This is a genomic window from Streptomyces sp. ALI-76-A, from assembly GCF_030287445.1.
Classification (GTDB): domain Bacteria; phylum Actinomycetota; class Actinomycetes; order Streptomycetales; family Streptomycetaceae; genus Streptomyces.
Window position 1 is genome coordinate 737,829 of sequence record NZ_JASVWB010000002.1, and the last position, 25,792, is coordinate 763,620.

At 72.7% G+C, this 25,792-nt stretch carries 27 protein-coding genes and 3 pseudogenes; 16 read left to right on the top strand and 14 right to left on the bottom strand.

Annotated elements, in window-relative coordinates; all coding sequences use genetic code 11:
• Nucleotides 1–47 precede the first annotated feature (47 nt).
• Complete coding sequence (locus QQS16_RS04035) at nt 48–1,142, bottom strand: carboxylate-amine ligase (RefSeq protein ID WP_286060225.1); 1,095 nt, start codon at nt 1,140–1,142, stop codon at nt 48–50.
• 356 nt (nt 1,143–1,498) lie between these two features.
• On the opposite strand from QQS16_RS04035, the gene QQS16_RS04040 reads away from it, so the two are divergent.
• On the top strand, nt 1,499–2,176 hold the full coding sequence (locus QQS16_RS04040; RefSeq protein WP_286060226.1) for a hemerythrin domain-containing protein: 678 nt from the start codon (nt 1,499–1,501) through the stop codon (nt 2,174–2,176).
• Between the two features lie 102 nt (nt 2,177–2,278).
• Here the strand turns inward: QQS16_RS04040 and QQS16_RS04045 are convergent, their stop codons facing one another.
• The 10 genes and pseudogenes from QQS16_RS04045 to QQS16_RS04090 all read right to left on the bottom strand — a co-directional run bounded on the left by QQS16_RS04045 (nt 2,279) and on the right by QQS16_RS04090 (nt 8,378).
• Nucleotides 2,279–2,428: a hypothetical protein gene (locus QQS16_RS04045; protein WP_286060227.1), complete on the bottom strand. Its 150-nt coding sequence runs from the start codon at nt 2,426–2,428 to the stop codon at nt 2,279–2,281.
• A gap of 135 nt (nt 2,429–2,563) precedes the next feature.
• Complete coding sequence (locus tag QQS16_RS04050; RefSeq protein ID WP_286060228.1) at nt 2,564–2,761, bottom strand: hypothetical protein; 198 nt, start codon at nt 2,759–2,761, stop codon at nt 2,564–2,566.
• Between the two features lie 13 nt (nt 2,762–2,774).
• A pseudogene (locus QQS16_RS04055) lies at nt 2,775–2,936 on the bottom strand (transcriptional regulator); the annotation flags it as partial.
• A 188-nt stretch (nt 2,937–3,124) separates the two neighbouring features.
• Nucleotides 3,125–3,421, bottom strand: coding sequence for a GlsB/YeaQ/YmgE family stress response membrane protein (locus tag QQS16_RS04060; protein ID WP_286060229.1), 297 nt, complete (start codon nt 3,419–3,421; stop codon nt 3,125–3,127).
• A 422-nt stretch (nt 3,422–3,843) separates the two neighbouring features.
• Nucleotides 3,844–4,308 carry a DUF3618 domain-containing protein gene (locus tag QQS16_RS04065; RefSeq protein ID WP_286060230.1) on the bottom strand — a complete coding sequence of 155 codons (465 nt, stop codon included), beginning with the start codon at nt 4,306–4,308 and terminating at the stop codon, nt 3,844–3,846.
• Nucleotides 4,305–4,724 carry a phage holin family protein gene (locus tag QQS16_RS04070; protein WP_286060231.1) on the bottom strand — a complete coding sequence of 140 codons (420 nt, stop codon included), beginning with the start codon at nt 4,722–4,724 and terminating at the stop codon, nt 4,305–4,307. The genes QQS16_RS04065 and QQS16_RS04070 overlap by 4 nt, the downstream gene beginning before the upstream one ends.
• A 172-nt stretch (nt 4,725–4,896) precedes the next feature.
• Nucleotides 4,897–5,442 carry a phosphatase PAP2 family protein gene (locus QQS16_RS04075; protein ID WP_286060232.1) on the bottom strand — a complete coding sequence of 182 codons (546 nt, stop codon included), beginning with the start codon at nt 5,440–5,442 and terminating at the stop codon, nt 4,897–4,899.
• Between the two features lie 57 nt (nt 5,443–5,499).
• Nucleotides 5,500–6,558 carry a YihY/virulence factor BrkB family protein gene (locus tag QQS16_RS04080; RefSeq protein ID WP_286060233.1) on the bottom strand — a complete coding sequence of 353 codons (1,059 nt, stop codon included), beginning with the start codon at nt 6,556–6,558 and terminating at the stop codon, nt 5,500–5,502.
• A gap of 363 nt (nt 6,559–6,921) precedes the next feature.
• Complete coding sequence (locus QQS16_RS04085; protein ID WP_286060234.1) at nt 6,922–7,395, bottom strand: hypothetical protein; 474 nt, start codon at nt 7,393–7,395, stop codon at nt 6,922–6,924.
• A 38-nt stretch (nt 7,396–7,433) separates the two neighbouring features.
• Nucleotides 7,434–8,378, bottom strand: coding sequence for a hypothetical protein (locus tag QQS16_RS04090; RefSeq protein WP_286060235.1), 945 nt, complete (start codon nt 8,376–8,378; stop codon nt 7,434–7,436).
• Nucleotides 8,379–8,835: 457 nt separating this feature from the next.
• Between QQS16_RS04090 and QQS16_RS04095 the strand changes: the two genes are divergently transcribed.
• Nucleotides 8,836–9,111, top strand: a complete 276-nt coding sequence (locus QQS16_RS04095) for a hypothetical protein (protein ID WP_286060236.1) — start codon at nt 8,836–8,838, stop codon at nt 9,109–9,111.
• 182 nt (nt 9,112–9,293) lie between these two features.
• Here the strand turns inward: QQS16_RS04095 and QQS16_RS04100 are convergent, their stop codons facing one another.
• Nucleotides 9,294–9,881: a carboxymuconolactone decarboxylase family protein gene (locus QQS16_RS04100; RefSeq protein ID WP_286060237.1), complete on the bottom strand. Its 588-nt coding sequence runs from the start codon at nt 9,879–9,881 to the stop codon at nt 9,294–9,296.
• Between the two features lie 676 nt (nt 9,882–10,557).
• Between QQS16_RS04100 and QQS16_RS04105 the strand changes: the two genes are divergently transcribed.
• The 5 genes from QQS16_RS04105 (at nt 10,558) to QQS16_RS04125 (ending at nt 14,270) form a co-directional block, all read left to right on the top strand.
• Nucleotides 10,558–10,710, top strand: coding sequence for a hypothetical protein (locus QQS16_RS04105; RefSeq protein ID WP_286060238.1), 153 nt, complete (start codon nt 10,558–10,560; stop codon nt 10,708–10,710).
• 58 nt (nt 10,711–10,768) lie between these two features.
• Entirely contained in the window at nt 10,769–10,951 is a 183-nt protein-coding gene (locus QQS16_RS04110; RefSeq protein ID WP_286060239.1) for a hypothetical protein, read from the top strand.
• A gap of 139 nt (nt 10,952–11,090) precedes the next feature.
• Complete coding sequence (locus QQS16_RS04115; RefSeq protein WP_502963758.1) at nt 11,091–12,830, top strand: FUSC family protein; 1,740 nt, start codon at nt 11,091–11,093, stop codon at nt 12,828–12,830.
• A 172-nt stretch (nt 12,831–13,002) separates the two neighbouring features.
• Nucleotides 13,003–13,920 carry a LysR family transcriptional regulator gene (locus QQS16_RS04120; protein WP_286060241.1) on the top strand — a complete coding sequence of 306 codons (918 nt, stop codon included), beginning with the start codon at nt 13,003–13,005 and terminating at the stop codon, nt 13,918–13,920.
• A gap of 86 nt (nt 13,921–14,006) precedes the next feature.
• Entirely contained in the window at nt 14,007–14,270 is a 264-nt protein-coding gene (locus QQS16_RS04125; RefSeq protein ID WP_286066219.1) for a divalent metal cation transporter, read from the top strand.
• Here the strand turns inward: QQS16_RS04125 and QQS16_RS04130 are convergent.
• Both QQS16_RS04130 and QQS16_RS04135 read right to left on the bottom strand, forming a co-directional pair.
• Nucleotides 14,234–14,513 (bottom strand): annotated as a pseudogene (locus QQS16_RS04130) (alpha-galactosidase D); the annotation flags it as partial. The gene QQS16_RS04125 and the pseudogene QQS16_RS04130 sit on opposite strands and share 37 nt — an antisense overlap.
• A gap of 147 nt (nt 14,514–14,660) precedes the next feature.
• Nucleotides 14,661–14,903, bottom strand: a pseudogene (locus tag QQS16_RS04135) (sugar kinase); the annotation flags it as partial.
• A 740-nt stretch (nt 14,904–15,643) separates the two neighbouring features.
• Here QQS16_RS04135 and QQS16_RS04140 point away from each other — a divergent pair.
• The 9 genes from QQS16_RS04140 to QQS16_RS04180 all read left to right on the top strand — a co-directional run bounded on the left by QQS16_RS04140 (nt 15,644) and on the right by QQS16_RS04180 (nt 25,607).
• Nucleotides 15,644–17,338 carry a RecQ family ATP-dependent DNA helicase gene (locus tag QQS16_RS04140; protein WP_286060242.1) on the top strand — a complete coding sequence of 565 codons (1,695 nt, stop codon included), beginning with the start codon at nt 15,644–15,646 and terminating at the stop codon, nt 17,336–17,338.
• A gap of 72 nt (nt 17,339–17,410) precedes the next feature.
• Nucleotides 17,411–17,917 (top strand): GNAT family N-acetyltransferase, encoded by a 507-nt coding sequence (locus QQS16_RS04145; RefSeq protein WP_286060243.1) that lies wholly within the window; start codon nt 17,411–17,413, stop codon nt 17,915–17,917.
• A 229-nt stretch (nt 17,918–18,146) separates the two neighbouring features.
• Nucleotides 18,147–18,923, top strand: coding sequence for a carbonic anhydrase (locus QQS16_RS04150; RefSeq protein WP_286060244.1), 777 nt, complete (start codon nt 18,147–18,149; stop codon nt 18,921–18,923).
• Nucleotides 18,924–19,165: 242 nt separating this feature from the next.
• Nucleotides 19,166–19,978: a restriction endonuclease gene (locus QQS16_RS04155; protein ID WP_286060245.1), complete on the top strand. Its 813-nt coding sequence runs from the start codon at nt 19,166–19,168 to the stop codon at nt 19,976–19,978.
• Between the two features lie 74 nt (nt 19,979–20,052).
• Nucleotides 20,053–20,490, top strand: coding sequence for a helix-turn-helix domain-containing protein (locus tag QQS16_RS04160; RefSeq protein ID WP_286060246.1), 438 nt, complete (start codon nt 20,053–20,055; stop codon nt 20,488–20,490).
• Between the two features lie 10 nt (nt 20,491–20,500).
• Nucleotides 20,501–20,917 carry a VOC family protein gene (locus QQS16_RS04165; RefSeq protein ID WP_286060247.1) on the top strand — a complete coding sequence of 139 codons (417 nt, stop codon included), beginning with the start codon at nt 20,501–20,503 and terminating at the stop codon, nt 20,915–20,917.
• Nucleotides 20,918–21,107: 190 nt separating this feature from the next.
• A complete protein-coding gene (locus QQS16_RS04170) occupies nt 21,108–23,510 on the top strand; it encodes an ATP-binding cassette domain-containing protein (protein ID WP_286060248.1) in 2,403 nt (800 codons plus the stop codon).
• A 230-nt stretch (nt 23,511–23,740) separates the two neighbouring features.
• On the top strand, nt 23,741–24,766 hold the full coding sequence (locus QQS16_RS04175; RefSeq protein ID WP_286060249.1) for an ArsR/SmtB family transcription factor: 1,026 nt from the start codon (nt 23,741–23,743) through the stop codon (nt 24,764–24,766).
• Nucleotides 24,767–25,472: 706 nt separating this feature from the next.
• On the top strand, nt 25,473–25,607 hold the full coding sequence (locus tag QQS16_RS04180) for a carboxylesterase family protein (RefSeq protein WP_502963759.1): 135 nt from the start codon (nt 25,473–25,475) through the stop codon (nt 25,605–25,607).
• Nucleotides 25,608–25,792 lie beyond the last annotated feature (185 nt).

Consider the following 25,792-nt stretch of genomic DNA (forward strand, 5'->3'; position numbering starts at 1 on the left):
GCGCAGCCGGGTCCCCACCTGGTCAGGGGGCAAACGGAGGGGCAGGGTCACGGCGTGCCGCTCTCGCTGGTGATCAGGTCGACGGCGGCCCCCAGGCCGCCCTCGGTGAAGGCGGCCCGCTGCCGGTCCGCGCCGGTGCCGTCCTGGAGGAGCCGGTGGATCAGGCCGGCCACCTCCCGGCTGTCGCCGGACGCCTCCAACGCGGGGGCGACGTGTCGCAGGAGCCGGCACAGGACGTCGCCCGCGCGGTGGCGTCCGCCGCTCGGGTCGATCAGGGTGTCGCTCAGACCGTGCCGGGCGGCGTGCCACATGGCCGCCTGTAGCAGTTCCGGCGCGCAGTCCGGCGCGGGGGCGCCGGCGGTCGCTTCGCCCAGCGCGGTCTCCACCAGCGCCCGGATGAGTCCGGCGAACATGACCGCGTCGTCCACGCGCAGCTGTACGTCCAGGCAGCGCACCTCGATGGTGGGGTACCGCTCCGAGAGGCGAGCCTGCCAGTACAGCTGGCCGGTGTCCGAGATCAGGCCGCTCTCCAGCAGATGCTGCACCCGCCGGTCGTAGTCGGCCTCGTCCTGGAAGTGCGGGGGCATGCCGCTGACCGGCCAGCGGCTGAAGATCACGGTGCGCCAGCTGCCGAAGCCGGTGTCGTGGCCGTCCCACAGCGGGGAGTTCGCGGACATCGCCGTCAGAGTCGGCAGCCACACCCGGAGCCGGTTGAGGACCTGCACGCCCGCCTCACGGCTGTCCACGGCGACATGCACGTGCATGCCGTTGACCAGCTGCTCCGCCACCAGTTGCGGGGCCTGCGCGCGCATGGCCCGGTACCGGGCCTCGTCGGTGACCGCCACCGGGCGCCGATCGCGCACCGGTGGGGTGCCGCAGGCCGCGATCCGGCAGCCGTGCGCCTCGGCGGCCGCCACGACGGCATGCCGCAGGCGCAGCAGGTGCCCGCCGACCTCCTCCAGGGTGCCGCACACCGGAGTGGCCACCTCGACCTGTGCCTGCAACAGCTCGGACTGCACCTTCTGGTCGTCCAGCAGCCGCGCCACACCCGTCGACATGCGCACCTTCTCCGCCAGCGGCACAGGAAGGCCCGTGACAGGGTCAATCAGCAGGTATTCCTCTTCGACGCCGATCGTCGTCATCACTCGTCCTCTGTTCCGCTCGCTGCCGTGTCCGGCTCACGACGCCCTGGCTGACACCCCTCGCGGCGGTGATCACCTCGGCGGAGGTACGCGTTGTGGGGCTCACCGAGTGCCGCGGCCGCTTCATCACAAACCCGACACAGCCGAGGACACGGTGCGTACACACGGTGAACGGCAGCACGCTGTCGTCCCCGGCGATCATGTCCGTGCCCTGCGCGCACGCGGGGAAACGTCGCGTGTGCGGCCTCCGGCGGTGTGTGAAGCCGTGCGGGGGTACTCGCCTGCGTCCCGGGATCCCCCAGTGCCGCTGGGATCCGGGGCGACCTCGTCGCAGGTTCGCAGGAAGGGAGCGGTCCATGCCCCGGACCATCGCAGAAGAGACCGTCGAGCAGCTGGGTGGCCCGGACAGCGTCCTGGCCCGGCAGCGCCGCGACCACGCGGAGATGGACCGCCTGATGAAGGCGTACGACGCCCAGGGCGAGGGCGGGGACCGTGAGGGGCTCCTGAAGGAGCTCGTCCAGTTGGTCTTCAGTCACGCCTTCGCCGAGGAGACCGTGCTGTGGCCGGCCGTACGGCGCTCCGTCGCGGACGGGGAGGAGCTGACCTCCCGCGTCGAGGAGGAGCACCAGCAGATCAACGACCTCGTCGCCGACATCGAGCGCCTCGATCCCGGGCAGCCGGAGCGCGAACGGAAGGTGCGGCAGGCGTTCGCCCTGATCCGACAGGACATCCGGGACGAGGAGGACCTTGTGCTGCCCCGCCTCCAGGAGGCCCTGGACACCGCTCAGCTGCGCCGGCTGGGCACGCTCTGGGAGACGGTCCGCATGAGCGCGCCCACGCATCCCCACCCGGTCATCCCCCGTCGCCCGCCCGGCAACGCGGTCCTCGGCGTCCCCTTGAGCCTGTACGACCGGATGCGGGACGCGCTCGGCCCCGGGCGTTCCGCCGCCACCGCCAAGAAGGTGGTCGGCGGACTGGTCGGGCTGCTGGTCTCGATCGCCGTGGCCGTCGCGCTACGGGGCAGGCGGCGCTGAGGCGGCGGGTCGCGCCGCGCCTGACACACCCACTGCCGTGCCTACTGCCGTGCCTCTCGCCCCCTCCGTGCCGCCGCGGACATGCCGCGTCGTCGCCGCTGTTCAGGCGGGTCCCGGGACGGTGACGCGGAGAGCCAGGAGCTGTCGCGTGTGGGCGGGCACGTGGTTCTCGGCGAGGCCGTCGATGAGGCCGGCCGGCGGGACCGGCTGGTCCAGCAGGGGGGCGTCGTCGGACAGGAGCAGCGACGGCACCAGGACCGAGGCGGCCTCCTCGCCCGGTTGATCGGCGATGTCGCACAGGACGGCGGCCTGGCGGCGGGCGTGCTCCCGCAGGTCGGTCCGGCCCGCGTGCTCGGCGATGATCCGGTCCAGGTTCCCGGTGTCCAGTCAGATCCGGTTGTCGAAGGTGGGCCGCGAACCGGCGACGACACCCAGGGCGACCGCCGCCGTGGAGGCGTCGACGCTGAGCAGATGGGCCAGGATCTGGTCGGCGTTCCATCCCCCGGCGTCCGCGTCGCGCAGGTCGGGCATCGCCGCGACCTCGAACAACCGGTCGTAGGCGTCGCGCAGCGCCGTGGTGTCCATGGAGTGGTTCCCTTCAGTCGGGGCGGGTCGGCGTCGCGTCCCGCTCCGCCGCCTCGGCGACCCGTTTGATGTGCGCCAGCCGCCGGTCCCAGTCGGCCGCGAGCGAGGCCATCCACCGGGCCGTGGTGTCCAGCGCCGCGGGCCGCACCGTGTACCGCACCTCGCGTCCGACCCGTCATCGGGTCCACGACCGGCGCGGCGACAGCGTCCACCACACCCTCGACAACCCGCAACCGGCCTGCCGTACCTGATCCGGAGCTCGGCGGTCGCTGGACACACGTGAGCGCCCCCGTCCGAGTCGGACGGGGGCGCTCACGTTTTTTCGACGGTGCTCGGCACGGTCAGGCGGCTACGCGGCCCCTGTTACGCGTGGACGTGCCCACGTCGGTGGCCGCGACCGTGACCACGGTTGGTGATCAGACGGTACAGCGCGAGGAGGATGACGGACCCGACGATGGCCGCGATCCAGGTGGACAGATCGAAGAAGCCGTCGATCGAGTCGACTCCGAAGATCACCTTGCCGAGGAAGCCTCCGAGCAGACCGCCGGCGACACCGATGAGCATGGTGATGATGATTCCGCCCGGGTCCTTACCCGGCATGAGCGCCTTGGCAATGGCGCCGGCAAGCAGACCGATTACTATCCACGCGATAATGCCCATGGCAGCTTTTCTCCCTTGCTTTCGGGTCGCCGAACGTGTTTCCCAGGAACACACCGTCAAACTGCGGAATTCTCAGAAGTCTTGGGAACAGGGCCCCGGACGAGGCCGCGTCCGGGGCCGACCTGATCACGTCGTGCGAGGTCAGCGGCGGTCCGGGGATGCAGTCGGCAAAGGTTGCCTGTCCGGGCTGAACGACCTGTCCGGCAAGCGGATCAGCCCCGGCGATCTCGCCAACTCATCGAATGCGAGCGGGTGATGGGCGCGTCCGGCACCGCACCCGGCACCCGGCATCCGGCATCCGGCATCCGGCATCCGGCATCCAATGCGCCCTACACCACGAGCATGCCGAGGGACCAGGCATCGCCGAGGTGGCGACACCTGGTCCCAGGGTGCGGAACTGACGGCTTCCGACGCCGGTACGGCTACCTCCCGCCCCGGCGACGCAGCAGCAGCCACGCGGCCACCGCCACACCGCCGGCCACGAGCAGCACGGTGCGGTTGTCCTTCGCGGCCTGGGCGCCGTACTGGGCCTTCTCGCGGACCGGCTGGGGCGCCTTGTCCTGCCATACCTGACCGGCCTGCTCGGCCTTGGCCCTCACCTGCTGGGCGGCGACGGCGGCCTTGTCCTTGACCGGGTCGGGCAGCTTCTCCTGCACCAGGTGCGCGGCTTCGGTGGCCTTCACCTTCACCTGCCCGGTCAGTTCCGCGGCCTTGGCGCCCGCCTGCTCCTTGACGGCGGTCGCCTTCTCCTGCGCGCGGGCCTTGACGTCCGTCTTGGCGGCCAGTTCCTCGACCGTCTCCCCCAGCGCGTGGCGGGTCTGCTCGACCTGCTCGCGCAGTTCCTCGGGGCTGGCGGCCGTGGGCTCGTCGTTGGGCGGCTGGGTCATCGCTGTGCACTCTCCTTGATCTCGGCCACATCGGCCTTGACACTGTTGATGGTCTGCTCGGGGGCGGGCGGCGCGGCGCGGCTGACCTCCTTCTTGCCGGTGAGGGCCAGCACGGCGGTGATCACACCGAGGACGGCGGTGACGATCAACGCCGCGGCCCACACCGGCAACGGCACCGCCAGCGCGGCGATCGCCGTGGCGACCAGCGCCTGCAGCGTCAGGAAGCCGACCAGACCGGCACCGCCGAACAGGCCGCCGCCCTTGCCGTACCGCTTGCCCTTTTCCTTCATCTCGGCCTGTCCCAGGCGCATTTCGGCCCGCACCAGCTCCGTCAGCTGCTGCGAGGCCCGCTGGACCAGATCACCGACCGGCTCCTGCGAGCCGCTCGGACCACGGTGGGAATCCGGGGTGGTCATGACGGATTACCGCCTCTCTCAGCTGCCGCTGTTTGTGGTGCCCTGGGGAGGTGCTGGCATGTGCGCGTGCGCGGAGAACGTCCGCCTCGGTCGTCTCGGGTACCCGTTTGCGGGTGACCCCATCCGGCCGGACCCGCGGGCATGTCCGCTCTCACAGCGGTGTCGTCCGCTCTCACAGCAGCCGGCGCACGGCCAGGCGGGGAGCCCGGTGGACGAGGGCCGCCGCGGCCAGGCCGACGACGGCACCGACGGCCACGTCGGAGGGGTAGTGGGCGCCGGTGTGCACACGTTCCGCGGCCACCATGGCGGCCGGCACCGCGCAGACCGCGCCCGCCCACGGCCACACCGCCGCCACCCCGGCACTGAACGCCACTCCCGCGGCGGTGTGCCCGGAGGGAAAGGAGGACGAGTCGGGGCGTTCGTCGACGTCCTCGTGCGAGATCCAGTCCTTCGGCGGCCGGGGCCGGTGCAGCACCTGCTTCAGCACGCAGTTGGAGGACAGCTCCGCCACCGCCATGCTCGTCAGCCCGGCGGCCGCGGCCCTGCGCCCCCGCCACCCCACCGTGGACATGGCGATGGCGGCACCCCACCACAGTTTGGTGTGCTGCGCCGACTCCTCCACCGCCGGGAGCACCCGGCGCGCAAAGTCGGACCGCCACGACGCCACCCATCTCGTCAGCCGGTGATCACGCTCACGAAGATCCGTCCGCACGTTCATGACCAGCGACTTCCCGATCCGAGTCGCGTCTAACGCGACTCGGATCGGAGGATGGGCTCATTCGAGACGGTCACGGTCCTCGTCGCTCCACTTACGGGTGTCGCGGGGCGGGACATAGGGCTCTTCGTCCGGGGGCAGTCCCCCGGCGACCGCCCGCTGACGGGCCATCTCGGCGTCGAACTCCAGGCCCAGCAGGATCGCGATGTTGCTGATCCACAGCCACACCAGAAAGATGATCATGCCGGCGAGGGTCCCGTAGGTCTTGTTGTACGAGCCGAAGTTGGCCACGTAGAACGCGAACCCCGCTGAGGCGATCATCCAGATCAGCAGCGCCAGGACACTGCCCGGGGTGATCCATTTGAAGCCCCGGCCCTTCACGTTCGGGGTCGCCCAGTACAGGATCGCGATCATGATCGTGACCAGCACGACCAGCACCGGCCACTTGGCGATCGACCACACGGTCAGCGCCGTGTCCCCGATGCCGAGCGCCGCACCGGCCTCACTGGCGAGTCCGCCCGTGAACACCACGATCAACGCGCTGACCACCGCCAGCACCAGCAGCACCACGGTGACACCCACCCGGACCGGCAGCACCTTCCACACCGGACGCCCCTCGGGCATGTCGTACACCTTGTTCGCGCTGCGGATGAAGGCCGCGACGTAGCCGGAGGCCGACCACACCGCCACCAGCAGACCCACGATCGCCAGGAGGGAGCCGACGCCGGCGTTGCCCTGCAACTGCTTCACGGCGTTGCTGATGACGTCGCGCGCCGCCCCCGGGGTGAGTTTCTGGATGTTGTCCAGGACCTGTTGTGTCGCCGACTGGCCGGCGATCCCCAGCAGCGAGACGAGGACCAGCAGCGCCGGGAAGAGGGCCAGCACCCCGTAGTAGGTCAGTGCCGCGGCCCGGTCGGCCAGCTCGTCGTCCTTGAATTCTTTGACGGTGCCTTTCAGTACCGCCCACCAGGAGCGTTTGGGCAGTTGCGTAGGCTCGTCCGGCGCCTGCCGCTCCACCTGTTCGTCGGGCCCGGCAGTCGTCTCGCGACCGACCTCGCCGTCCGAACCGGCCGTCGCGTGCCCGTCGTGCCTGCCCTGCGGTTTGACTATCCGTGCCATGAGGGGCGGGTATCCCCCGTGGCCGCGCGAAAACGGCCTCACACAGTACGTTTCGCGACGTTTGCGAAGATCTCCGCTCTCGTCGGCGTAGTGGCCATGGGCGGGTGAAGCGGCAGGCGGGCCGATCTCATGGCCGCGGCCGTGCGCCGGTGACCGTGCCGCAGCGACCCGGCGGCACCCCGTCACCGGAGCACCACCCGCTGTGCCCGGTCGGGCACCGGCTTCTCCGAGCCGATGAGGCCGTGTCGAGGCCGCTGAACCGGACGGGCCGGACGGCCGGGCCGGACCGGCCGCCCTCGGGGCGTCCTCCCCGAGGGCGGTCCGCCGCGCGGATGCCAGGCGGTGTGGCTTCGCGCCGAGCGGTCAGGTCCAGCGGTTGGTGCAGCCGGACGACCAGCGGTGGGAGCTGATGGCGTTCGAGGCGCGCACGCCGTTGTGGAAGACGTTGTCCCGCAGGTCGTCGACGTACAGTTCTCCGCGCGCCAGGCAGCCGGTGCCGCCCGTGCTGCCCACGCCGTCGTAGAACTGGACGTTGTTGACACCGCCGGAGTAGGTACCGGTGTTCAGGATCGACCAGGCGAAGTTGTTGTCCGCGCCCGTGAACGGTCCGCTGCTGTCACCCCAGTTGGCGTCGTTGCCGGAGGCGGTGCCGAGCAGATTGCTGCAGTCCGTCAGGAGGTACGCGCGCATGTTGCCGTCCTCCCGATGGGCGTTGTACTGGGCGTCGCAGTTGGGTCCCTGCGCGCCGGCCGGAACGGCCTCGGCCGTGGCCGGCAACGCGGTACCGAGGGCGACGGCCAGTCCTGCGGCCGCCAGGGCGGCACGAATCCTGTGCATGGCTTCTCCTTCAGGGTGCGTCCGTTGGTGAGGGGCTGTCAGTTCGAGGGCGTGCTCGTCCGTTCCGCCTCCGCGAGGGCGGCCAGCCGCATCCGGCCGCTGGTGCGGAGGTGCTCGGCGTACCGTTCGCGGACCGGATCGCCGTACTCGCGGTCCAGCGTTCGCGCGGTCCCGCCCAGGGAGGACTTCCGGGCGCAGGTCGCCTCCGCCACGGCCAGCCGGACCTCGACGGCGTCCGCTTCGGCGCGGTTCAACCCCTTGGTCCGCTTCGGGAGGTCGGCCCGTACGGCGTCCGGATCGGCGTACGCGCGTCCGGTCGTCCGGCGCATGCAGTGCGACCAGGCCGCCAGCGCCTCGGTGAAGCGCTGGTCGCGGACGACCTTCGGCACGTAGAGCGGATTGAGGTTGGTGGCGATCTTGTCGGCGCGGAAGTACGTCTCCGCGTCCCCGTACAGCTTCTCCCTGGCCGCCCGCTCGCAGCCGCCGATCGCCAGGCGGATGGAGCCGCCCGCGGGCAGCCGGACGGAGAGGACCTCCGCGTCCGGGCCGCCGTTCAGCGCGGTGAGGTAGCGGGCCCGTGCCGGGCCGGACAGGCCGTTGCGGTAGGCGATGTTCGGGTCGCGTTTCTTCGCGGCGAAGAACGCCCGCTGGATCGGTGCGCCGTACCCGTGCTCGCGGGCCCAGGAGACGTCGTCCCGTACGAAGGGGTGCTCGAAGGCGCGCAGTCTTTCGGGATCGAGTGGGGGCAGGACCCAGTAGCGGAAACCGCGCGCCCTCATGCAGCGCTCGATGAGCCGCTGCTCGGCCTGCTCGACCCGGACGCGTTCCGCGTCGGTGAGTTCGCGGACCGGTCCGGCCGACGAGGAGCCGGCGACCGGCCGGCCCGGCCCGGCCGCCGGGTCCACGACCAGCGTGCCGAGGGTGACGCCTCCGGTGAGTGCCGCCGTCGCGGCCGTGACGATGATGGTGGTACGTCCCCGCATGATGCTGTTCCCCCTGCCCCGTAGGGACCGTCCCCGCATGATGCTGTTCCCCCTGCCCCGTAGGGAGCCGACCGGCGCCGCGATGCCCACCAGGCTGTCGTCAGCGGTGGGGTGCCACCACACGTTGAAGTGGTGGCTTAAGCGACGGGTCGGGGCGAGTTGTCCGGCGGGACCGGCCCCGGGAGATGACCGAGCATGTGTGAACCGTGAACGATTGGGCCACGTGGGTGCCCTCGTGCGCGCGGGCGTTCCGTTCCGCTTCCGCCCCGAAGGCGGCGGATCCCTCGCACGGCCGGCGGCTCCCCCGGTTCCCCTCTCCGGACGGCACTGACGGCGGGACCCTACCCCACAAACGACATAATCGACATATGGTCACAATCGCGGGAAAAGTGGCGCATAGGTGGTCGCGATGTGAGGAACACGGCATGGGCAACCCCTCACATGAACGGAGCACACCGTGATCATCAAGATGATGCACGACAAGGGCATCCGCAGCGAGCACGCCTACCTGGCCGCCGTGGCCTCCATCGGCCTCTCCGTCGCCACATGGGTGGGCTCCCTCAAAGCCGAGCCCGGCACCGGCCTCGCCCGCGCCGACAGGTGGGGAATCTTCGTCGGCGAATGGGCGCCCACCTTCTTCGGCCTGGGCCTCGCCCTCTCCCAGCACGAGCAGCAGGACGGCACGCTCGCCGGCGGCACCGTCCACAATCTCCACGACCGGGTCGCGGGCTGACCCGCCGACGAGCGCGGCACCACCTGAGGCCGGGGCCGGGGACGGAGGCCGGGAGAAGACGGGCCCCGAAGCCCCTCCCCGGCCAGGTCAGCACCCGTTGACGACAACAGCCCCGGCCCTGGGGGCGACGGGACAGAGGCAGTAGCAGAGGGGTCCGGGCGCCCACCCGCCGACGCGAGCCGTCAGAGCATGGGGGGCAGTCCGGGCTCCGGCCGCACCTGAAGGGAGTTCAGTACAAAGGCCAGCAGGTGGTAGTGGCCCACCAGCATCGGCAGTTCGATCAGCTGGCGCTCCGTCAGGTGCTCGGCCAGGCCGTCCCACGTGGGCCCGCTGATCCGCGCCTCGGCGCGCAACTCGTCCGTCGCCCGCAGCAGCAGCGACTGCCGCCGCGTCCAGCCCGGCGCATCGGGACCGGCCGCCACCCGGTCCATGTCCTCCGGCGACAGCCCCGCCTTCGTGGCGATCCGCACGTGCTGGCCCCACTCGTAGGGGGAGGCGCAGTTGCGCGCCACCCGGAGGATCACCAACTCGCGGTCCGCGAAAGGAAGTTCGCCCGCGAGTAGCAGATGGCTGCTGAACGGGAGCCAGGCGGCGAACAACTCCGGATGACGGGCGAGTGTGGTGAAGACGTGCGCCTCGCCGAGCGAGGAGACACCGAGCCCGAGCGAGCCGATGTCGGCGGACAACGTCTCTCGCACGGAGTCGGCCCATTCCTCGGCGGACTGCGGAGGAATCCGGGGCGCGGAGGGCGGCAGCGGCGACTCTGACACGCCGCCACGCTACGCCAGACCCGCGCCGGAGGAAATGCCACCGCCAAGCCGGGGTGCACAGGGGCCTGCGAGCCCGGTCGGCCGTGCGGGTCCGCCGCGCGGCGCCGCACCCAGCCGCGCAGGTCCGCGGCATCGTTGCGGAGTAGGCCGCGAAGGCGGCGTCTGTCACAGTCACGACGACCGGCGCCCTTGAAGCGATGGAAAACCCGCAGCTCAGGCGGCCGAATTCCGCAGGCTCATGGATCAGGTGAATCGCAGGCATTGGACGCATGGGTGTCCGTCTCCCAGGCTGGCCGTTGTTCCCGTCCCCGGCCGTCGAGGAGTAGCCATGAGCACGCGGTGCACCGCCGTCCAGGGTGTGTGTCCGACCCGACCCGACCCGAGCCGACCGGCCGAGGCCGACCGTGCCGACCCGCCCCGCTGGACCGAGGGCCGGTGCCCTGATCGCCACCGGCAGCCGTTCGACCCGGTGGAACGAGACGGCTCACCCACCACGAGACGTCGCCCACCAGGTCGGGGCAGGCCGGCAACGCGCTGGTCCTCCCCGGACCGGGCCTGGGGCCGTCGTGGCCCGGGCCGAGCGCACAACCGACGGCATGCTCGTCGCCGCCGGCCCGCGCCGTAGCGGAGCAGACCGGCGCGCCCGTACTGCCTCTGAACGACCACGACCACGACCATGCGGGACACCTCCACCGCGGTGGCCATGGCCGTGGTCCGCGCGGCCGCCGAGGACGGCGTCACCCGGGAGACCGCCGACGACGACACGATCGGACAGCGGGTCCGCGCGGCCATGTGGCAGCCCGGGTACCCGTCGGTCGCGGCCGTCTGACGGACGGACGTCCACGATCCTGGCCGGCGTCGTCGTCGCGCCGCCGCTCGTCTACGGTGTGGGTCCGGCCGGGGCCGCCCGGGCGGCGGTGATCGTCGCGCTCCCCGTCTCCCCCGTCCCGATGATGTCCGCCGCCCGTCGCGGTTCGAAGGCCGACGTCCAGGCCCTCGGACCCGCCGTCGTGCTGAGCCCGCTCCTGTTCTTCGTCACCCTCCCTCTGTTCATCGAGCTGGTCGGCTGATCCCGGCCGCCCTGAGTTCCGCATCGTCGACCCGGGCCCGGCCCCGGCCAGTGCACCGGCAACCCGAGCACACCCCCGGCAAGTGAGAGGACACGGCCGCATGACACCGGCAGCAGACGCGCGAGCGCCCCGGACGCGGATGTCTCGGACGCCCCGGGTGCCCCGTCCGCGGTGGCCTGGGCGGCCGCGTTCCACCACCGGCGGTGCGCTCGCACGCCTGCCCCTCGCGGCGGCGGCCCGGGGTGCCGCCGCCCTCGCGCTGCCGCTGCTCGTCGGGCTGGGCACCGGGGCGGTGGTGCCGTCCGTGATCGCGGCGATCGGCGCCCTGTGGGGCGTGAGCCAGGACGGGTCCGATCCCTACCGGGTGCGGGTGCGGCGGCTGGCCTGGACCGGTGTGTCCAGCGCGCTCGGCCTGCTCGCCGGAGGACTCGCCCTGCGCGGCGGCAACGCGGTGACCGTGACCGGATGCCTGATGGCCGCCGCGCTCGTGGCGGGCACCCTCGGGCTGCGGGGACGGATCGCGTCCGTGTCCGGCATGCACCTGCTGCTCGGCGTCACGGTCGGCGCCGGCATCCCGGTGCCGGGGCCCTGGTGGCAGCCCCCGCTAGCCCTGCTCACCGGTGTCGCCCTCGTGCTCGTACTGTCCGCGGCGCCCTGGCTGTGGCGCCGGCACCACGCCGAGCGAGCCGCCGTGCTCGCCGTGTACCGGACCGCGGGCGAGGCCCTCGGCGCGGCCGGCACCGACGACGCCGAGGCGGCCCGCCGACGGATGACGCTGGCGCTCAACCACGCCCACGAGGTGATGGCGGCCCACCTCGCCCCACGGGCGGGACGGCGACAGCAGGCGGAGGTGCGGGAACTCGTCCGGGCGTTCCACTGCGCCGTGCGGCTGGGTGAGGCCGTGACGGCACTGGTGTGGGAGGCCCGTCCGCTGCCGCCCGCCGTGACCGGCCTGCCGCTGCACCTGGCGGAGCGTCTGCTGCCGGGGCGGGCCTCCGCTCCCGCCCCGGCCGTGGCGGCGGAACAGGTGGCGCCGGCACCGGGCGCCGACTCCCCGGGCAGGCGCGCCCTGGCCGACCTGTACGCGTCCGTCGACGCCGGACCGGACCCCGCCGACCCGGCGCTGCGCCTGCCGGCGCACTGGTGGCCCGGACGGGCGGCGCGCCTGCGCTACGCCACACTGCTGGCGGGCTGCGTTCTCGTCGCCCATCTGCTCGCCGAGGCGCTGCACGGCCCGCGCGGCTACTGGCTCCCCATGACGGTGGCCTTCGTCTACAAGCCCGACTTCGGTCCGCTGTTCACCCGGGCCCTGCACCGCTGCGCCGGCACGGTCGTCGGGGTGGCCGCCATCGGGGCGGTGTTCCTGCTCACCCCCGGGGCCTACGCGGTGATCGGTGTCGTGGCCGCCTTCGGCGCGCTGATGGCCGTCGGCGTACGTCACCACTACGCGCTCGCCACGCTGGGCCTGACCGCGGTCGTGTTCGTCCTCCTCGACCTGCTCGGCGACGACCGGCCGCTGTACGGCACACGCATCGTGGACACCGCGCTGGCCTCCGCGCTGGTGCTCGTCGCGCACTTCCTGGTGTGGCCCGACTCCGCGGCGCACCGGGCCGAGGCGCAGACCGAGGCCGCCGTCGCCGCCGCCCGCCGCTACCGCGACCTCGCACCGCGGACGGGCCCGGCGCAGCGGCAGTCGCTGCGCCGGACCGCGTACCACCAGCTGGCCGAGGCGCGCCGGGCCGTCGCCCAGGCCCGGGGCGAACCGGTCCGCCCCGGCCGGTCGCTGCCCGACTGGGAGGACGCGATCACGGCGGCCGAGCGGATGTGCGACGAGGTGACCGGGCAGGCGGTGGCGGGGGCGGCGGACGAGGGCCGATAGGCCGGGGATGACCTGGGCGGCGACGACAGGCGCGGCGACCGATCGGCGGGCCCGTCCGGTCGGCCGGAGTGGGGGCAGCACGTCTGAGCCTCCTCCGCACGGTCCGGCGACCGGCGACCCGTACCGCCGACGCCTGCGTTCTCCGCGCCCCATGAGACCGGAGAATGGCCGCATGGACCTCCAGGTACTGCGCTCCTTCCAGGCCGTGGCAGAGGGCACGACGGTGACCGACGCCGCGGCGGACGCGGGGATCACCCAGCCCGCCCTGTCGCGGGCCCTGAACCGGCTGGAGGACGAGATCGGCGCGGCGCTGTTCCAGCGCGTCGGACGGGTGCTCCGCCTCACGCCGGCCGGCCGGGTGTTCAAGGAGCACGTCGACGTGGTGCTCGACGGCTACGACCGGGGCCGGCGGGCCGTGGCCGAGAGGGTCGACCCCGACGCGGGCGTGGTGTCGCTGGCCTTCCTGCACACCCTGGGCACCTGGCTGGTGCCCAGGCTCGTCACGGACTTCCGGCAGGCGTTCCCGCGCGCCCAGTTCGAACTCCGCCAGGACGGCGAGATCGGACTGACCCGGCACCTGCTCGACGCCACGGCGGACCTGATCATCACCGGCAGCGAGCCCGGCCACCCGCTGATCACCTGGCGGCGCCTGCTGGTCGAGCCGCTCCGGCTGGCCGTCCCCGCCGGTCACCGGCTGGCGGGGCACCGCCGGGTCCGCCTGAGCGAGGCGGCCGAGGAGCGGTTCATCCTCCTCAAGGCCGGATACGGACTGCGTCACCTCACCGAGGGGCTGTGCCGCGAGGCCGGATTCACCCCGCTCGTCGGCTTCGAGGGCGAGGAGGTGGAGACCCTGCGCGGCCTGGTCGCCGCGGGCCTGGGGGTGTCCCTGATCCCCTCGTCGCCGGAGGTCACGGCGACCCCGGACGCCCCGATCCGCTATCTGGAGATCACCGACGTGCGCGGGGCCCGGGACATCGGTATCGCCTGGCTCAACTCCCGCGGCGTGCCGCCGATCGCCCGGCGCTTCCTCGACCACGCCCTGAGGTCGGCGGCCGCACCCGGGACTTCGAGTCCGGAGGCGCCGGCCTGACCGGGCGCCCCGGGCCTGCCCCGTTGCCGCCGGGCCGCCCCCATGCGTCGGCTGTGTGGGTGCTCGTCTCGGCCTGCGCGGTCGCGATGTTCCTCCAGTACCTGTCCGCCAAGACGGGCCTGGCGACCGGGCGTGACCTGCCGACCCTGTGCCGGGACAGCTTCCGCCGCCCGGTCGTCGTCGGGCTGTGGGCGCAGGCCGAGGTCGGTGGCCATGGCCACCGACCTGGCGGAGTTCGTGGGCGCCGCGATCGGCCTCTACCTGCTCTTCGGCGTGCCCATGCTGCCCGCCGCGCTGATCACGGCGGTGGTGCCTGCTTCAGGACGTTCGCCTCGGTGAGCCAGCTGTAGTCGCCGTCCGGGTTGAGACCCGGGTACTTCGACGACTGCACGCTCCAGCTCGACCAGCCCATGTACGGCTTGGCGGCCGGCTCGGCGACGGTGGCGGGTGCCGGGACCGGTGTGTCCGCCCGGGCCGCCGGTACGGCCGTCGCGACACCCGCGCCGAGGGGCGAGGACGAGCAGGGCTCTCATGACGCGGCGGCCGGGCCGCGGAGCGGCTCCGGGCAGGGGGGCGTACGAGGATGACGGCATGGGCCGGACCTCCAGGGACGGTGTCGACGGGACGGTGGGAGCACGGGCGGGGAAAGCGCGAGGGGGTGAAGGACGGGGCTGCTCAGACGCCTGCGGGCCGGCGGCTCGGCGGTCGCCGGAGCCGGTGGTGGGTTCGCCGGGCATCCATCAGGAGGCGTCCGCGTGGATGAAGGACTGGATCGCGGTGGCCGCGGCCCCGCGCGCCCACTCCTCGAACGGCAGGGGACGGGTCAGCAGGTCACACCGCGCGGCCGATCCGAAGGCGGCCGAGGCGAAGGCGTCGCGGATCTGCTCGGCGAAGAGGTCGTACGCCGCCAGCCCCTCACCGGAGATGATCACCCGTTGGGGGCCGAACAGGTTGGCCACGGTCGCGACGCCGCGGCCGATCGCTCAGTTGGCGAGGGTTCAAAGGCCGCATGTCTCTTTCGATCGCCTCGCGCTCATCCGACCGCCTGCGTGGACGGTCGCGCGCAGGTTCACGTCGGCGGCGGGAGTTCGGCCGCGCGGAGTGATCGCGGGCGGGAAACGGGCGGGAAAGGAGAGGCGGTCGACCTCCCCAGGCGCCGCCTGCTCCTTTCCCGCCGACGTTCGCCGACTACCCGGATCTTCACGGCTCACTCCTGGCGATCACGATTCACGGACGGGGCACCGCGCGGGCTCGTCCGCGGGGTATCGCCCGAGCCCCCGGATGGCGAGACGCAGTTCACACCCGCCGGGGACTACGCCCCGGGAACAGCGCACCGTGGTTCACCGTTCAACTGTGTGTGCGGGTGCGGAGGGACCGTGTCCCCGGGCCTCACCCTCCGCCCGTGGGGACGATCGTTCGGCTGAAGCCCCACGGAGCCATTCGCCGAGAGGCGACCGCCCTTCGCGTCCGCACCCCGTACCGCCCCGGTCGGCTTTCCCCCGAGCAGACCGGGGCTTCCTCATGTCGTGGGCGAGTGACCGGTTCGACCGGGAGCGGCCCGCCGGTGGCCGCGGAACGTCCGGACGTGAGGACAGCCGGGGAATCGGGGTAGTCGGACGGCGGCGGTGAACCCGTCCGGCCAGGGACGCGGAGGCCCGGACGACGGACACAGCGGTTCCGCGGGAATCCGCACGGGCACGGACGTCGAGGAAGAGGGGCCGGAATGCCGGACGAGAGGGAACAGGGCGTCGCGGACCGCCTGGCGCGGACCGCCGCCGACGTGTTCGGCTGGCGGGAGCTGCGGCCGGGACAGCTGACCGCCATGGAAGCGGTCACGGCGGGCCGCGACACCCTGGTGGTCATGCCGACCGGCGCGGGGAAATCTGCCGTGTACCAGGTGGCCGCACTGCTACGTCCCGGCCCCACCGTGGTGGTCTCCCCGCTCATCGCCCTCCAGCGTGACCAGATCGCCGGCCTGCTGAGCCATCGCGCTCCGGACGCGGTCGCCGTCAACTCCGCCCAGCCGCAGGGCGAGACGGAGGCCGCCTGGGCGGCGGTGCAGCACGGCGACGCCGAGTACCTGTTCCTCTCCCCCGAGCAGCTGACGAAGGACGAGGTCGTCGAGCGGCTGGCCCGGGCCGCGCCCTCGCTGTTCGTCGTCGACGAGGCGCAGTGCGTGGCCGCCTGGGGCCACGACTTCCGCCCCGACTACCTGCGCCTGGCCCAGGTGGTCCAGCGGGTGGGCAGACCCACGGTCCTCGGCCTGACGGCCACGGCGGCGCCTCCGGTGCGCGAGGAGATCGTGCAGCGGCTGGGCATGGAGGATCCGGCACTGGTCGTGGCCGGTTTCGACCGGCCGAACATCACCTTGGAGGTGCGCCGCTTCCAGGACGACGCGGACAAGCGGCGGGCAGTGGTGGAGCGGGCCGCGACGGAGCCCAAGCCCGGCATCGTCTACACCGCCACACGCCGGGACGCCGAGGACTACGCGGCCGAGCTCACCGGACTCGGCCTGTCGGCCGCCGCCTACCACGCCGGGCTGAGCGCCGCCGAGCGCTCCCGCGCCCACGACGCCTTCCTGGCCGGCGAGGCCGACGTGGTGGTCGCCACCTCCGCCTTCGGCATGGGCATCGACAAGGAGGACGTCCGGTTCGTGCTGCACGCTTCGGTGCCCGGCTCGCTCGACGCCTACTACCAGGAGATCGGCCGGGCCGGCCGCGACGGCGCGCCCGCGCTCGCCGTTCTGCACTACCGGCCGGAGGACAGCGGCCTCCAGCACCTCTTCGCCGCTCGCGCGCCCGACGAGGAGACCCTCGGTGAGGTCGCGGAGGGGATCCAGGACCAGGACGGCCCCGTCGCGCTGGACGACGTCGGCGAGCGGACGAACCTGTCGCGCCGCCGTGTGACGGCGGCGGCCAACCTCCTGGAGCAGGCGGGAGCCGTACGCACCGAAGCCGACGGGCAGGTGCGTTTCGTGCCCGGTGTGACGGCCGAGGACGCCACCGTGCGCGCGGCGGAGGAAGCGCGGGCACGCAGGAGGCTGGAGCGGTCGAGGCTGGAGATGGTGCTGGGGTACGCCGAGGCGACGGGCTGCCGCCGGCGCTTCCTGCTCGGTTACTTCGGCGAGCCCTACGAGGCCCCCTGCGGCACCTGTGACGTGTGCGCGTCCTCCTCCGCGAGCGAGGGGACGGTCGTCGAGGGAGTGGGCGACCCGAACGGCACCGGTGACTCCCGGCCGGCCCATCCCGCGGCCGCCTCCTACCCGGCGGGCACCCAGGTGCGGCACAGCGAGTGGGGCGACGGCACCGTGATGAGCGAGGAGGGCGACCGCGTCACCGTCCTGTTCGACTCCATGGGATACCGGACGCTGTCCCTGGCCACGGTCGCCGACAAGGAGCTGCTGACCAGGCGGCAGTGATCCAGGCCGAAGTGGACCGTGCGGAAGTCACCCCCCGGGCTCGGACGCCGCCCGGCGTGTGATGCTGGTGCGATGAGTGATCGACACGAGGTGTCCATCGTCCGCTGGCCCGGCCAGGCGGCCACGGCGGCCGGTCCGGCCGGCCTGGCCGGCTTGCTGGCGGCCTACCACCTGCGAACGGAGGCCGAGAAGGGCCAGGCCGTTTCCGGCGTGGAGGCGCTGCCCGGCCGGTACCGGGCCGAGATCGCGGACCCGCGGGCCGCGTTCGCGGACGACGTCGTCCTGCTGGCCCTGAGCGGGGACACCGCCGTGGGCTGTCTGGTGGTCACCGCTCCCGCCGACGGGTGGTCGGAGATCAAGAGGCTCTGGACGGACCCCGCCTCCCGGGGCCGGGGCGTCGCGTCCGGCCTGATCGGCGCCGCGCTCGCGCAGGCCGCGGACAGCGGCGTCGGCACGGTGCGGCTGTCGGTGTGGGCATGGCGGACGGACGCCATCGCCCTGTACGAGCGGTTCGGCTTCGCCGTCACCCCGTCATGGGACGAACGGGACCAACTGGTGTGCATGCGGCGTGCCGTGTGAGCCGCGAGGCGCCGGCGGCGGGGGCGGCCGGCGGCCCGGGGCCGCCGGCGGCCGGGTGATCCGCTGCCCAAGGGGCACCCACGTGCCTCTCCGCTCCGGCTCCCCGGAGTCAAGGACGGCACCGGAGAAACCCAACAGCGCACTAAAGATCAACCAGGATCCGGTCATGTCCAGCCATGATTGGGTAACGCGCGCGGCCGGACGCGGACTCGGGCGTACGTTCCTCTCCGTGAACTCAGAAGTCACCCCTCACAGAGCCGTCGGCCGGCAGGCCACCGCATCCGCCGACGCGCAGTCCCCCACCCCCTCGACCGCCCGCCGCTCCCTGCTGCGCGCCGGGCTGACCGGGGCCGCCGTACTCGGCGCCGGTGTCACGCTCGGCGCGACGCCCGCCGCCGCCGGCCCTGGCACCCGTCACCGGCCCGGCACACCCGGGGAAGTCCTGCGGGAACTGGCGGTGGGCAACCGCCGCTGGAGTACGTACCGCGAGACGCACCCGGACGAAACACCCACGGTGCGGCAGACGCTGACGACGAGTCAGCACCCCTTCGCCGTCATCCTGGGCTGCATCGACTCCCGGGTCCCGCCCGAGCTGGTCTTCGACCAGGGTCTCGGCGACCTGCTGACCGTGCGTTCCGCCGGGGAGGTGCTGGACGAGGCCGTCCTCGGCAGCGTCGCGTACGGCGTGCTCGAACTGGGGATTCCGCTGGTCATGGTGCTCGGCCACCAGTCGTGCGGAGCCGTGCGCGCCGCCGTGGAGGCGGACGAGTCCGGCGCCCGGCTGCCGGCCCACATCCAGTATCTCGCCGACCAGATACGGCCGGCGATCGACCACGGCAAGGAAGGTGCCGCCCGCGTCGACGCGACCGTCGACGCCCACGTCCGGGCCGTCCGCGCGCGCCTGGCGGCGGAACCCGACCTCGCGGCGAAGGTGACGACCGGGCAACTCGCCATCGTGGGCGCCCGGTACGAGCTGACGACCCAGCGCGTCCACCACCTCGCCTGACCACCGTGGGTGCGGCGCGCGGCGTGACCGCGCACCGCACCCACACCCGTGCGCGGCCACGCCGCGAACGGCCCGGGGCACAACTGTCAGGTGTGAGACACCAGTTCGCCCGGGCACCGCCGCGAGGAGGCACCGAGGCACCCGCACGCAACGAAGTCGGCCACCAACACGATGAAGTAACTGATCTTGGGCACACGGCGGTAGTGATCTTGGAATCGACCCCGTGAGGAGCACGCGCCGCCGTGACCACGCCCGTACGCCGTCCGCGATCCGCCGACCGCCGAAGCCGTCCCTTCGATCTCCGTCGGACCGCCGCCTACTTCTGCCTTCTCGCCCTCGCCCTGATCGCTGTGGGCCTTTCGGCCAGGGCGGCGGCCGACGCCGTCGAGCGGCGCCCCGCCTGGGCTCTCGTGCTCGCCCTCGTGGGGGTGGCGCTCACCCTGGCCCTGCGGCGCCGACGGCACCGGCTCTCCGTGGCGAGGGTGGCACGACGGGCCGCCGCGGCGCTCGACGAGGGAGCGGGTACGGCGGTCGAGGTGCTGGCCACCGCACCGGCCACGCGCACCGACGAGAAGTCTTCGCTCCTCGTCGTCGACATCGCCGGTGACCAGACGGTCGTCCTCCCCCGCGGCGCCACGGCCCCCCACGACGTCCTTGATCCGGAGGAGTTCGAGGAGGCGATAGCCGCCCTGTGCGAACGGGACGGGTGCTCGGACGTCGAAGTCGTCGGCGGCGCGGGCGACCTCGGCGCGGACGTCCTGGCCGTCGCACCCGACGGACGGCGTGTCGTCATCCAGTGCAAGCGCTACGGCGAGGGCCACCGGGTCGGCTCCCAGGATCTGCAGCGCTTCGGCGGGACCTGCTTCACCGTCCATGAGGCCGATGTCGCCGTCGTCGTCACCACCAGCGACTTCACCGCTCCGGCTGTCGAGTACGCCGAACAGTGCGGCATCGTGTGCTGGGACGGGCAGGCCCTGCGGGCGTGGGACGCCGGCACCGGCCCGACGCCCTGGGAGTCCTGGACCGCGGCAGGCCAGGAGCCCGGGTGTGCCTGACCGGCGCTTCGGCCACCGGTCACCGGCAGGACGAGCACCGGCCCGACGGGACCCCGCCGTGCCATGCTGGAGCCGTGACGCTCTCCGACCTGGTCCGGCTCCGCCGGGCCCGCGACATGATGGACCGCGACTACGCGCAGCCGCTCGACGTCCCCGCGCTGGCCCGCGAGGCCCTGATGTCGCCCGGCCACTTCTCCCGCAGCTTCCGCGCCGCGTTCGGGGAGACGCCGTACAGCTATCTGATGACCCGCAGGATCGAGCGGGCCAAGGCGCTGCTGCGGCGCGGCGACCTGTCGGTGACGGAGGTCTGCTTCGCGGTCGGGTGTACCTCGCTGGGGTCGTTCAGCTCGCGGTTCACCGAGCTGGTCGGCGAGAGCCCGAGCGCGTACCGGGCCCGGCCGCATGACGCGGGTGCGGCCATCCCCGCCTGTGTCGCCAAGGTCTTCACCCGACCGGTCAGGAACGCCGGACCGGTCAGGAACGGAGAAGCGAAGAACCCCACCCGTCCGTAGCCTGAGCTGCATGGACATCAAACTCTCGCAGTGCTTCATCGCCGTCGACGACCACGACAAGGCACTCGCCTTCTACCGGGACGTGCTCGGACTCGAGGTACGCAACGACGTCGGCTTCGAGGGGATGCGCTGGGTGACGGTCGGCTCACCGTCGCAGCCCGACGTGGAGATCGTGCTGGAACCGCCGGCCGCGGACCCGAACACCTCACCGGCCGACAAGCGGGCCCTGGAGGAACTGCTGGCCAAGGGCATGCTGCGCGGCGTGATCTTCTCGACCGACGACTGCGACGCCGTCTTCGAGCGCGTCCAGGCCTCGGGAGCCGACGTGCTTCAGGAGCCGGTCGACCAGCCGTACGGGGTGCGCGACTGCGCCTTCCGTGATCCCGCGGGCAACATGCTGCGCTTCGCCCAGCACCGCGGCAGGTGAGCCGGAGGCCGGCCGGTGTCACCACGCCGGCCGACCCCGACCCACAGCCGGAAGCGGAATCCGGCACCCCAACTCCCTTTCAGGTTCCGGGAGTTGGCGAAAAGGGAAGAGACGTGCACCCCGTAGCTGGTTAGATCGAGCCAGGCGACGCCGAGGGCGGAAGCGGCCCGGCCCGACAGATGGAGACATGATGAGCAAGGCCACGAGAACGGACACCCGGCCGCCTGAACCGCACGTTGCCGACAGCCACGATCTGATCCGCGTGCACGGCGCGCGCGAGAACAACCTCAAGGACATCAGCATCGAGATCCCGAAGCGTCGGCTGACGGTGTTCACCGGCGTCTCCGGCTCGGGCAAGAGCTCGCTGGTGTTCGACACGATCGCCGCGGAGTCGCAGCGGCTGATCAACGAGACCTACAGCGCCTTCGTGCAGGGGTTCATGCCGACGCTGGCCCGGCCGGAGGTCGACGTACTCGACGGGCTGACCACCGCGATCACCGTCGACCAGCAGCGGCTGGGTGCCGACCCCCGCTCCACCGTCGGCACCGCCACCGACGCCCACGCGATGCTGCGGATCCTCTTCAGCCGGCTCGGCGAGCCGCACATCGGCCCGCCCAGCGCGTACTCCTTCAACACCGCCTCGGTCCGGGCGAGCGGCGCCATCACCGTCGAGCGCGGCAACAAGACCAAGGCGCAGAAGGCGACCTTCCACCGCACCGGCGGCATGTGCGTCCGCTGCGAGGGCCGGGGCACGGTCTCCGACATCGACCTCACCCAGCTCTACGACGACTCCAAGTCGCTCGCCGAGGGCGCGTTCACCATCCCCGGCTGGAAGTCGGACAGCCAGTGGACCGTGGGGCTCTACGCCCAGTCGGGTTTCCTCGACCCGCACAAGCCGATCCGCGAGTTCACCAAGAAGGAGATGCGGGACTTCCTCTACGGCGAGCCGACCAAGGTGAAGGTCAACGGCATCAACCTCACCTACGAAGGGCTGATCCCCAAGATCCAGAAGTCGTTCCTGTCGAAGGACAAGGAAGCGTTGCAGCCGCACATCCGGGCCTTCGTGGAACGGGCGGTCACCTTCGCCACCTGCCCCGAGTGCGACGGCACCCGGCTCAGCGAGGGCGCCCGGTCGTCGAAGATCAGGGGAATCAGCATCGCCGACGCGTGCGCCATGGAGATCCGTGACCTGGCCGAGTGGGTCCGCGGCCTCGACGAGCCGTCGGTGGCGCCGCTGCTCACCGCGCTGCGGCAGAGCCTCGACTCGTTCGTGGAGATCGGCCTCGGCTACCTCTCGCTGGAGCGGCCGTCGGGCACGCTGTCGGGCGGCGAGGCACAGCGGGTCAAGATGGTCCGCCACCTCGGCTCCTCGCTCACCGACACGACGTACGTCTTCGACGAGCCCACCATCGGGCTCCACCCCCATGACATCCAGCGGATGAACGACCTGCTGCTGCGGTTGCGGGACAAGGGCAACACGGTCCTCGTCGTGGAGCACAAGCCGGAGACGATCGCCATCGCCGACCATGTGGTCGACCTCGGCCCCGGCGCCGGCACGGGGGGCGGCACCGTCTGCTTCGAGGGGACCGTCGGGGGGCTGCGGGCCAGCGGTACCGTCACCGGCCGCCATTTCGACGACCGGGCCACCCTGAAGGAGACGGTGCGCAAGCCCGCCGGCGCGCTGGAGATCCGCGGCGCGACGACGCACAACCTGCGGGGTGTCGACGTCGACATCCCGCTCGGGGTGCTCTGCGTGGTCACCGGCGTCGCCGGCTCCGGCAAGAGCTCACTGATCCACGGATCGATCCCCGCCGGGGCCGGGGTCGTCTCGGTGGACCAGGGAGCGATCAAGGGCTCGCGGCGGAGCAACCCGGCGACGTACACCGGACTGCTCGAACCGATCCGCAAGGCGTTCGCGAAGGCCAACGGTGTGAAGCCGGCACTGTTCAGCGCCAACTCCGAGGGCGCCTGCCCGACCTGCAACGGCGCCGGTGTCATCTACACCGACCTGGCGATGATGGCCGGCGTCGCCACCCCCTGCGAGGACTGCGAGGGCAAGCGGTTCCAGGCCGAGGTGCTCACGTACACCTTCGGCGGCAAGGACATCAGCGAGGTGCTGGCGATGTCGGTGACCGAGGCCGAGGAGTTCTTCGGCGCCGGTGAGGCCCGCACACCGGCCGCCCACGCCATCCTCGACCGGCTCGCCGACGTCGGGCTCGGCTACATCAGTCTCGGCCAGCCGCTCACCACGCTGTCCGGCGGCGAGCGGCAGCGGCTCAAGCTGGCCACGCACATGGGCGCGAAGGGCGGCGACCGCCTCGTCTACGTACTCGACGAGCCGACCACCGGCCTCCACCTCGCCGACGTCGAGCAGCTGCTGCGTCTGCTCGACCGGCTCGTCGACTCCGGCCGGTCGGTCATCGTCGTCGAGCACCACCAGGCGGTCATGGCGCACGCCGACTGGATCATCGACCTCGGCCCCGGCGCCGGCCACGACGGCGGCCGGATCGTCTTCGAGGGCACCCCCGCCGACCTCGTCGCCGACCGCTCCACCCTCACCGGCGAGCACCTCGCGGCGTACGTCGGCGCCTGACCGGATCCCGGTCGGGCGGCACGTATCCGGACGGCCGGCGAGCTCCGCACCCGAGCGACCCGGCCGCCTCCGGCGCTCCCGCCGTCCGGGACGACGGCGGCGATCCGTGGCCGCTCCCCCGCACGCGCGGCAGGTGGGTGGCCGAATGCGGCCTTGTCCCCACCGGCGGGGCTCGGTCACTGTCGTGGGGCACCGCCCTCACCCGATGACCGACCACCATCGGAGACCCCATGCTGCGGGTGCACTTCACCGCCGAGGACATCGCGCGCGTCCGTGTCGCCGCCGCTCCCGACCATCTCTGGGAGATCACCAACAGCTACCAGACCCTGCTCCGCAAGGACGACACACTGGCGTTCGGCGACTGGCGGCGCCTGGTCCGCCCGCGGCTGAGTCGGACCGACGGGCTGCTCACCGCGCTCCTGCCGCCGCGCGGCTACTCACCGGACTTCCTCACCCCCGACCTGCTCGGCACCTTCGCCGTGGAGAGTGCGGTCGACCGGGTGCTCAGCACGCCCAGGAGCATCCTGCGCCGCGACCTGGCACGGCTCGCCGCCTCCCCGGCCCGGCCCCGGCGGCCGCTGCCGACCGGCGTCCGCGCCCTGGCCGACGGCGAACCCGAGGCCCTGCGCCGGCTGGGCGCGGCCCTGCACGCCTACCACCGGCGCGCCCTCGTCCCCTTCCGCCCGCACGTCCGGGCGCAGGTGGACGCCGACCGGGCCGCGCGCGCCCGGGCGGTCCTGGACGGCGGCACGGACGGACTCCTGGCGAGCTTCCGGCCTACGCTGCGCTGGGAGCCGCCCGTCCTGACGGCCGACTACCCGGTCGATCGCGAACTGCGGCTCGGCGGACGCGGGTTGCTGCTCCAGCCGTCCTTCTTCTGCTCCCGCAGACCCATCATGCTCGCCTCCCCCGCTCCGGAACTGGTCCCCGTCCTGGTCTATCCGATCCAGCACACCCTCGGCTGGGCCACACGGCCGAGCGCCGCGGAACGGGACGCGGAGCTGGGTGTCCTGCTCGGGCGTACCCGGGCCGCCATCCTGGAGGACGTCGTGACGGGCCGCACGACCGGCGAGCTCGCGCGGCGGTTCGGCATCTCGGGCGCCGCCGCGAGCCAGCACACCGCCGTCCTGCGCCGGGCGGGCCTGCTGCTGAGCATGCGCCGCAGCCGACACGTGGTGCACACCATCACGCCGGCGGGGCTCACCCTCCTCGGCGACCCGCCCGACGCGCCGTCCGACGCGCCGTCCGACGAGTGAGCCACAGCTTCCACACGGGGGGCGGTACCGCGGCAGACGTCAGCTCGGCAGCACACGAGGCCGCACCCAGCCGGGCGCCTCGAATGTCGCCGTGCTCACAGGGGGTCTCACGCGATGCGCACAAGTGCTCCGTCCTCGACGCCCCGGCACCCTCGGCGCCACGGCCTGTCCCGTGTCGGCCGTGTCCGCCGCCACCGGACCCGTCCAGGCCTCACCCGCCCAGGCCGCCGCCACGAACGAGCGCGCGGCCGGTCACGTCCTGCCCACGCCGGCCGCACCGCCCGCCGTGTCCGCGCCGTCGGCCGGGTCCGCGTCCGCCGAGCCCCCGACGATCCGCCCCGGGCCCAGGCCCAGTGGGATCGAGCATGTGGCGGCCGGTACATGCTGTCCGACCGGGTGGGCGGGGGCGCCTACCTCGACTCCCAGAGCGGCGCGCCGTCACACGCGTACGTCCACGGCCGGAGCGGCGACCTCCTGACGGCCGTGCCGCCACGGCGGAACCAGCCCGCCCCACAACTGGACGCCCGTCCGGTCCGTCCGCGACCGGTCCGTCCGCGACCGGTCCGTCCGCGACCGCTGATCCCGCGACCGCCGACGCCGGCCACCGCCGGCTCGAGGTGCCGGGAGTCTCGACAGCTGTCGCGAAACAGGCAACCGTTCAGTCAGTCGCTTCACCTGCTCGGAGTACCAGAGTGAGGAGCCGGCCATGTCCGCGGTCCAGCCCCCGGAGCCCGAGGTCCGCACCACCGCCGGGGTGGTCCGCGGCCGTACGGAGGACGGCCTGGCCGTCTTCCGTGGCATCCCGTACGCCAGACCCCCGCTCGGCGAGGCCCGCTGCTGACGGCCTGAGCGGACGCGCACGCAGGTGGACGTGCCGGGGGCACGCCGCAGCGCCCTTCCCGGTCGGCCGGTCGGCCGGTCGGTCGGCCCGGCGGTCGGTCGGCCCGGCGGTCGGTCGGCCCGGCGGTCGGAGCACGAACAGCGCTCGCAACTGACCGGCATGTCCCAGACGTTGACCGGGGCCCG

What these genes read in the sequence shown, in the direction of transcription:
- QQS16_RS04075 (WP_286060232.1), bottom strand. Translation starts at nt 5,442, where the DNA reads ATGAACGTGCGGACGGATCTTCGTGAGCGTGATCACCGGCTGACGAGA.
- QQS16_RS04080 (WP_286060233.1), bottom strand. Translation starts at nt 6,558, where the DNA reads ATGGCACGGATAGTCAAACCGCAGGGCAGGCACGACGGGCACGCGACG.
- QQS16_RS04165 (WP_286060247.1), top strand. Translation starts at nt 20,501, where the DNA reads ATGGACATCAAACTCTCGCAGTGCTTCATCGCCGTCGACGACCACGAC.
- QQS16_RS04065 (WP_286060230.1), bottom strand. Translation starts at nt 4,308, where the DNA reads ATGACCCAGCCGCCCAACGACGAGCCCACGGCCGCCAGCCCCGAGGAA.
- QQS16_RS04085 (WP_286060234.1), bottom strand. Translation starts at nt 7,395, where the DNA reads ATGCACAGGATTCGTGCCGCCCTGGCGGCCGCAGGACTGGCCGTCGCC.
- QQS16_RS04120 (WP_286060241.1), top strand. Translation starts at nt 13,003, where the DNA reads ATGGACCTCCAGGTACTGCGCTCCTTCCAGGCCGTGGCAGAGGGCACG.
- QQS16_RS04145 (WP_286060243.1), top strand. Translation starts at nt 17,411, where the DNA reads ATGAGTGATCGACACGAGGTGTCCATCGTCCGCTGGCCCGGCCAGGCG.
- QQS16_RS04180 (WP_502963759.1), top strand. Translation starts at nt 25,473, where the DNA reads ATGTCCGCGGTCCAGCCCCCGGAGCCCGAGGTCCGCACCACCGCCGGG.
- QQS16_RS04050 (WP_286060228.1), bottom strand. Translation starts at nt 2,761, where the DNA reads ATGGACACCACGGCGCTGCGCGACGCCTACGACCGGTTGTTCGAGGTC.
- QQS16_RS04170 (WP_286060248.1), top strand. Translation starts at nt 21,108, where the DNA reads ATGAGCAAGGCCACGAGAACGGACACCCGGCCGCCTGAACCGCACGTT.
- QQS16_RS04035 (WP_286060225.1), bottom strand. Translation starts at nt 1,142, where the DNA reads ATGACGACGATCGGCGTCGAAGAGGAATACCTGCTGATTGACCCTGTC.
- QQS16_RS04105 (WP_286060238.1), top strand. Translation starts at nt 10,558, where the DNA reads ATGCGGGACACCTCCACCGCGGTGGCCATGGCCGTGGTCCGCGCGGCC.
- QQS16_RS04140 (WP_286060242.1), top strand. Translation starts at nt 15,644, where the DNA reads ATGCCGGACGAGAGGGAACAGGGCGTCGCGGACCGCCTGGCGCGGACC.
- QQS16_RS04060 (WP_286060229.1), bottom strand. Translation starts at nt 3,421, where the DNA reads ATGGGCATTATCGCGTGGATAGTAATCGGTCTGCTTGCCGGCGCCATT.
- QQS16_RS04040 (WP_286060226.1), top strand. Translation starts at nt 1,499, where the DNA reads ATGCCCCGGACCATCGCAGAAGAGACCGTCGAGCAGCTGGGTGGCCCG.
- QQS16_RS04125 (WP_286066219.1), top strand. Translation starts at nt 14,007, where the DNA reads ATGTTCCTCCAGTACCTGTCCGCCAAGACGGGCCTGGCGACCGGGCGT.
- QQS16_RS04070 (WP_286060231.1), bottom strand. Translation starts at nt 4,724, where the DNA reads ATGACCACCCCGGATTCCCACCGTGGTCCGAGCGGCTCGCAGGAGCCG.
- QQS16_RS04090 (WP_286060235.1), bottom strand. Translation starts at nt 8,378, where the DNA reads ATGCGGGGACGTACCACCATCATCGTCACGGCCGCGACGGCGGCACTC.
- QQS16_RS04115 (WP_502963758.1), top strand. Translation starts at nt 11,091, where the DNA reads ATGTCTCGGACGCCCCGGGTGCCCCGTCCGCGGTGGCCTGGGCGGCCG.
- QQS16_RS04175 (WP_286060249.1), top strand. Translation starts at nt 23,741, where the DNA reads ATGCTGCGGGTGCACTTCACCGCCGAGGACATCGCGCGCGTCCGTGTC.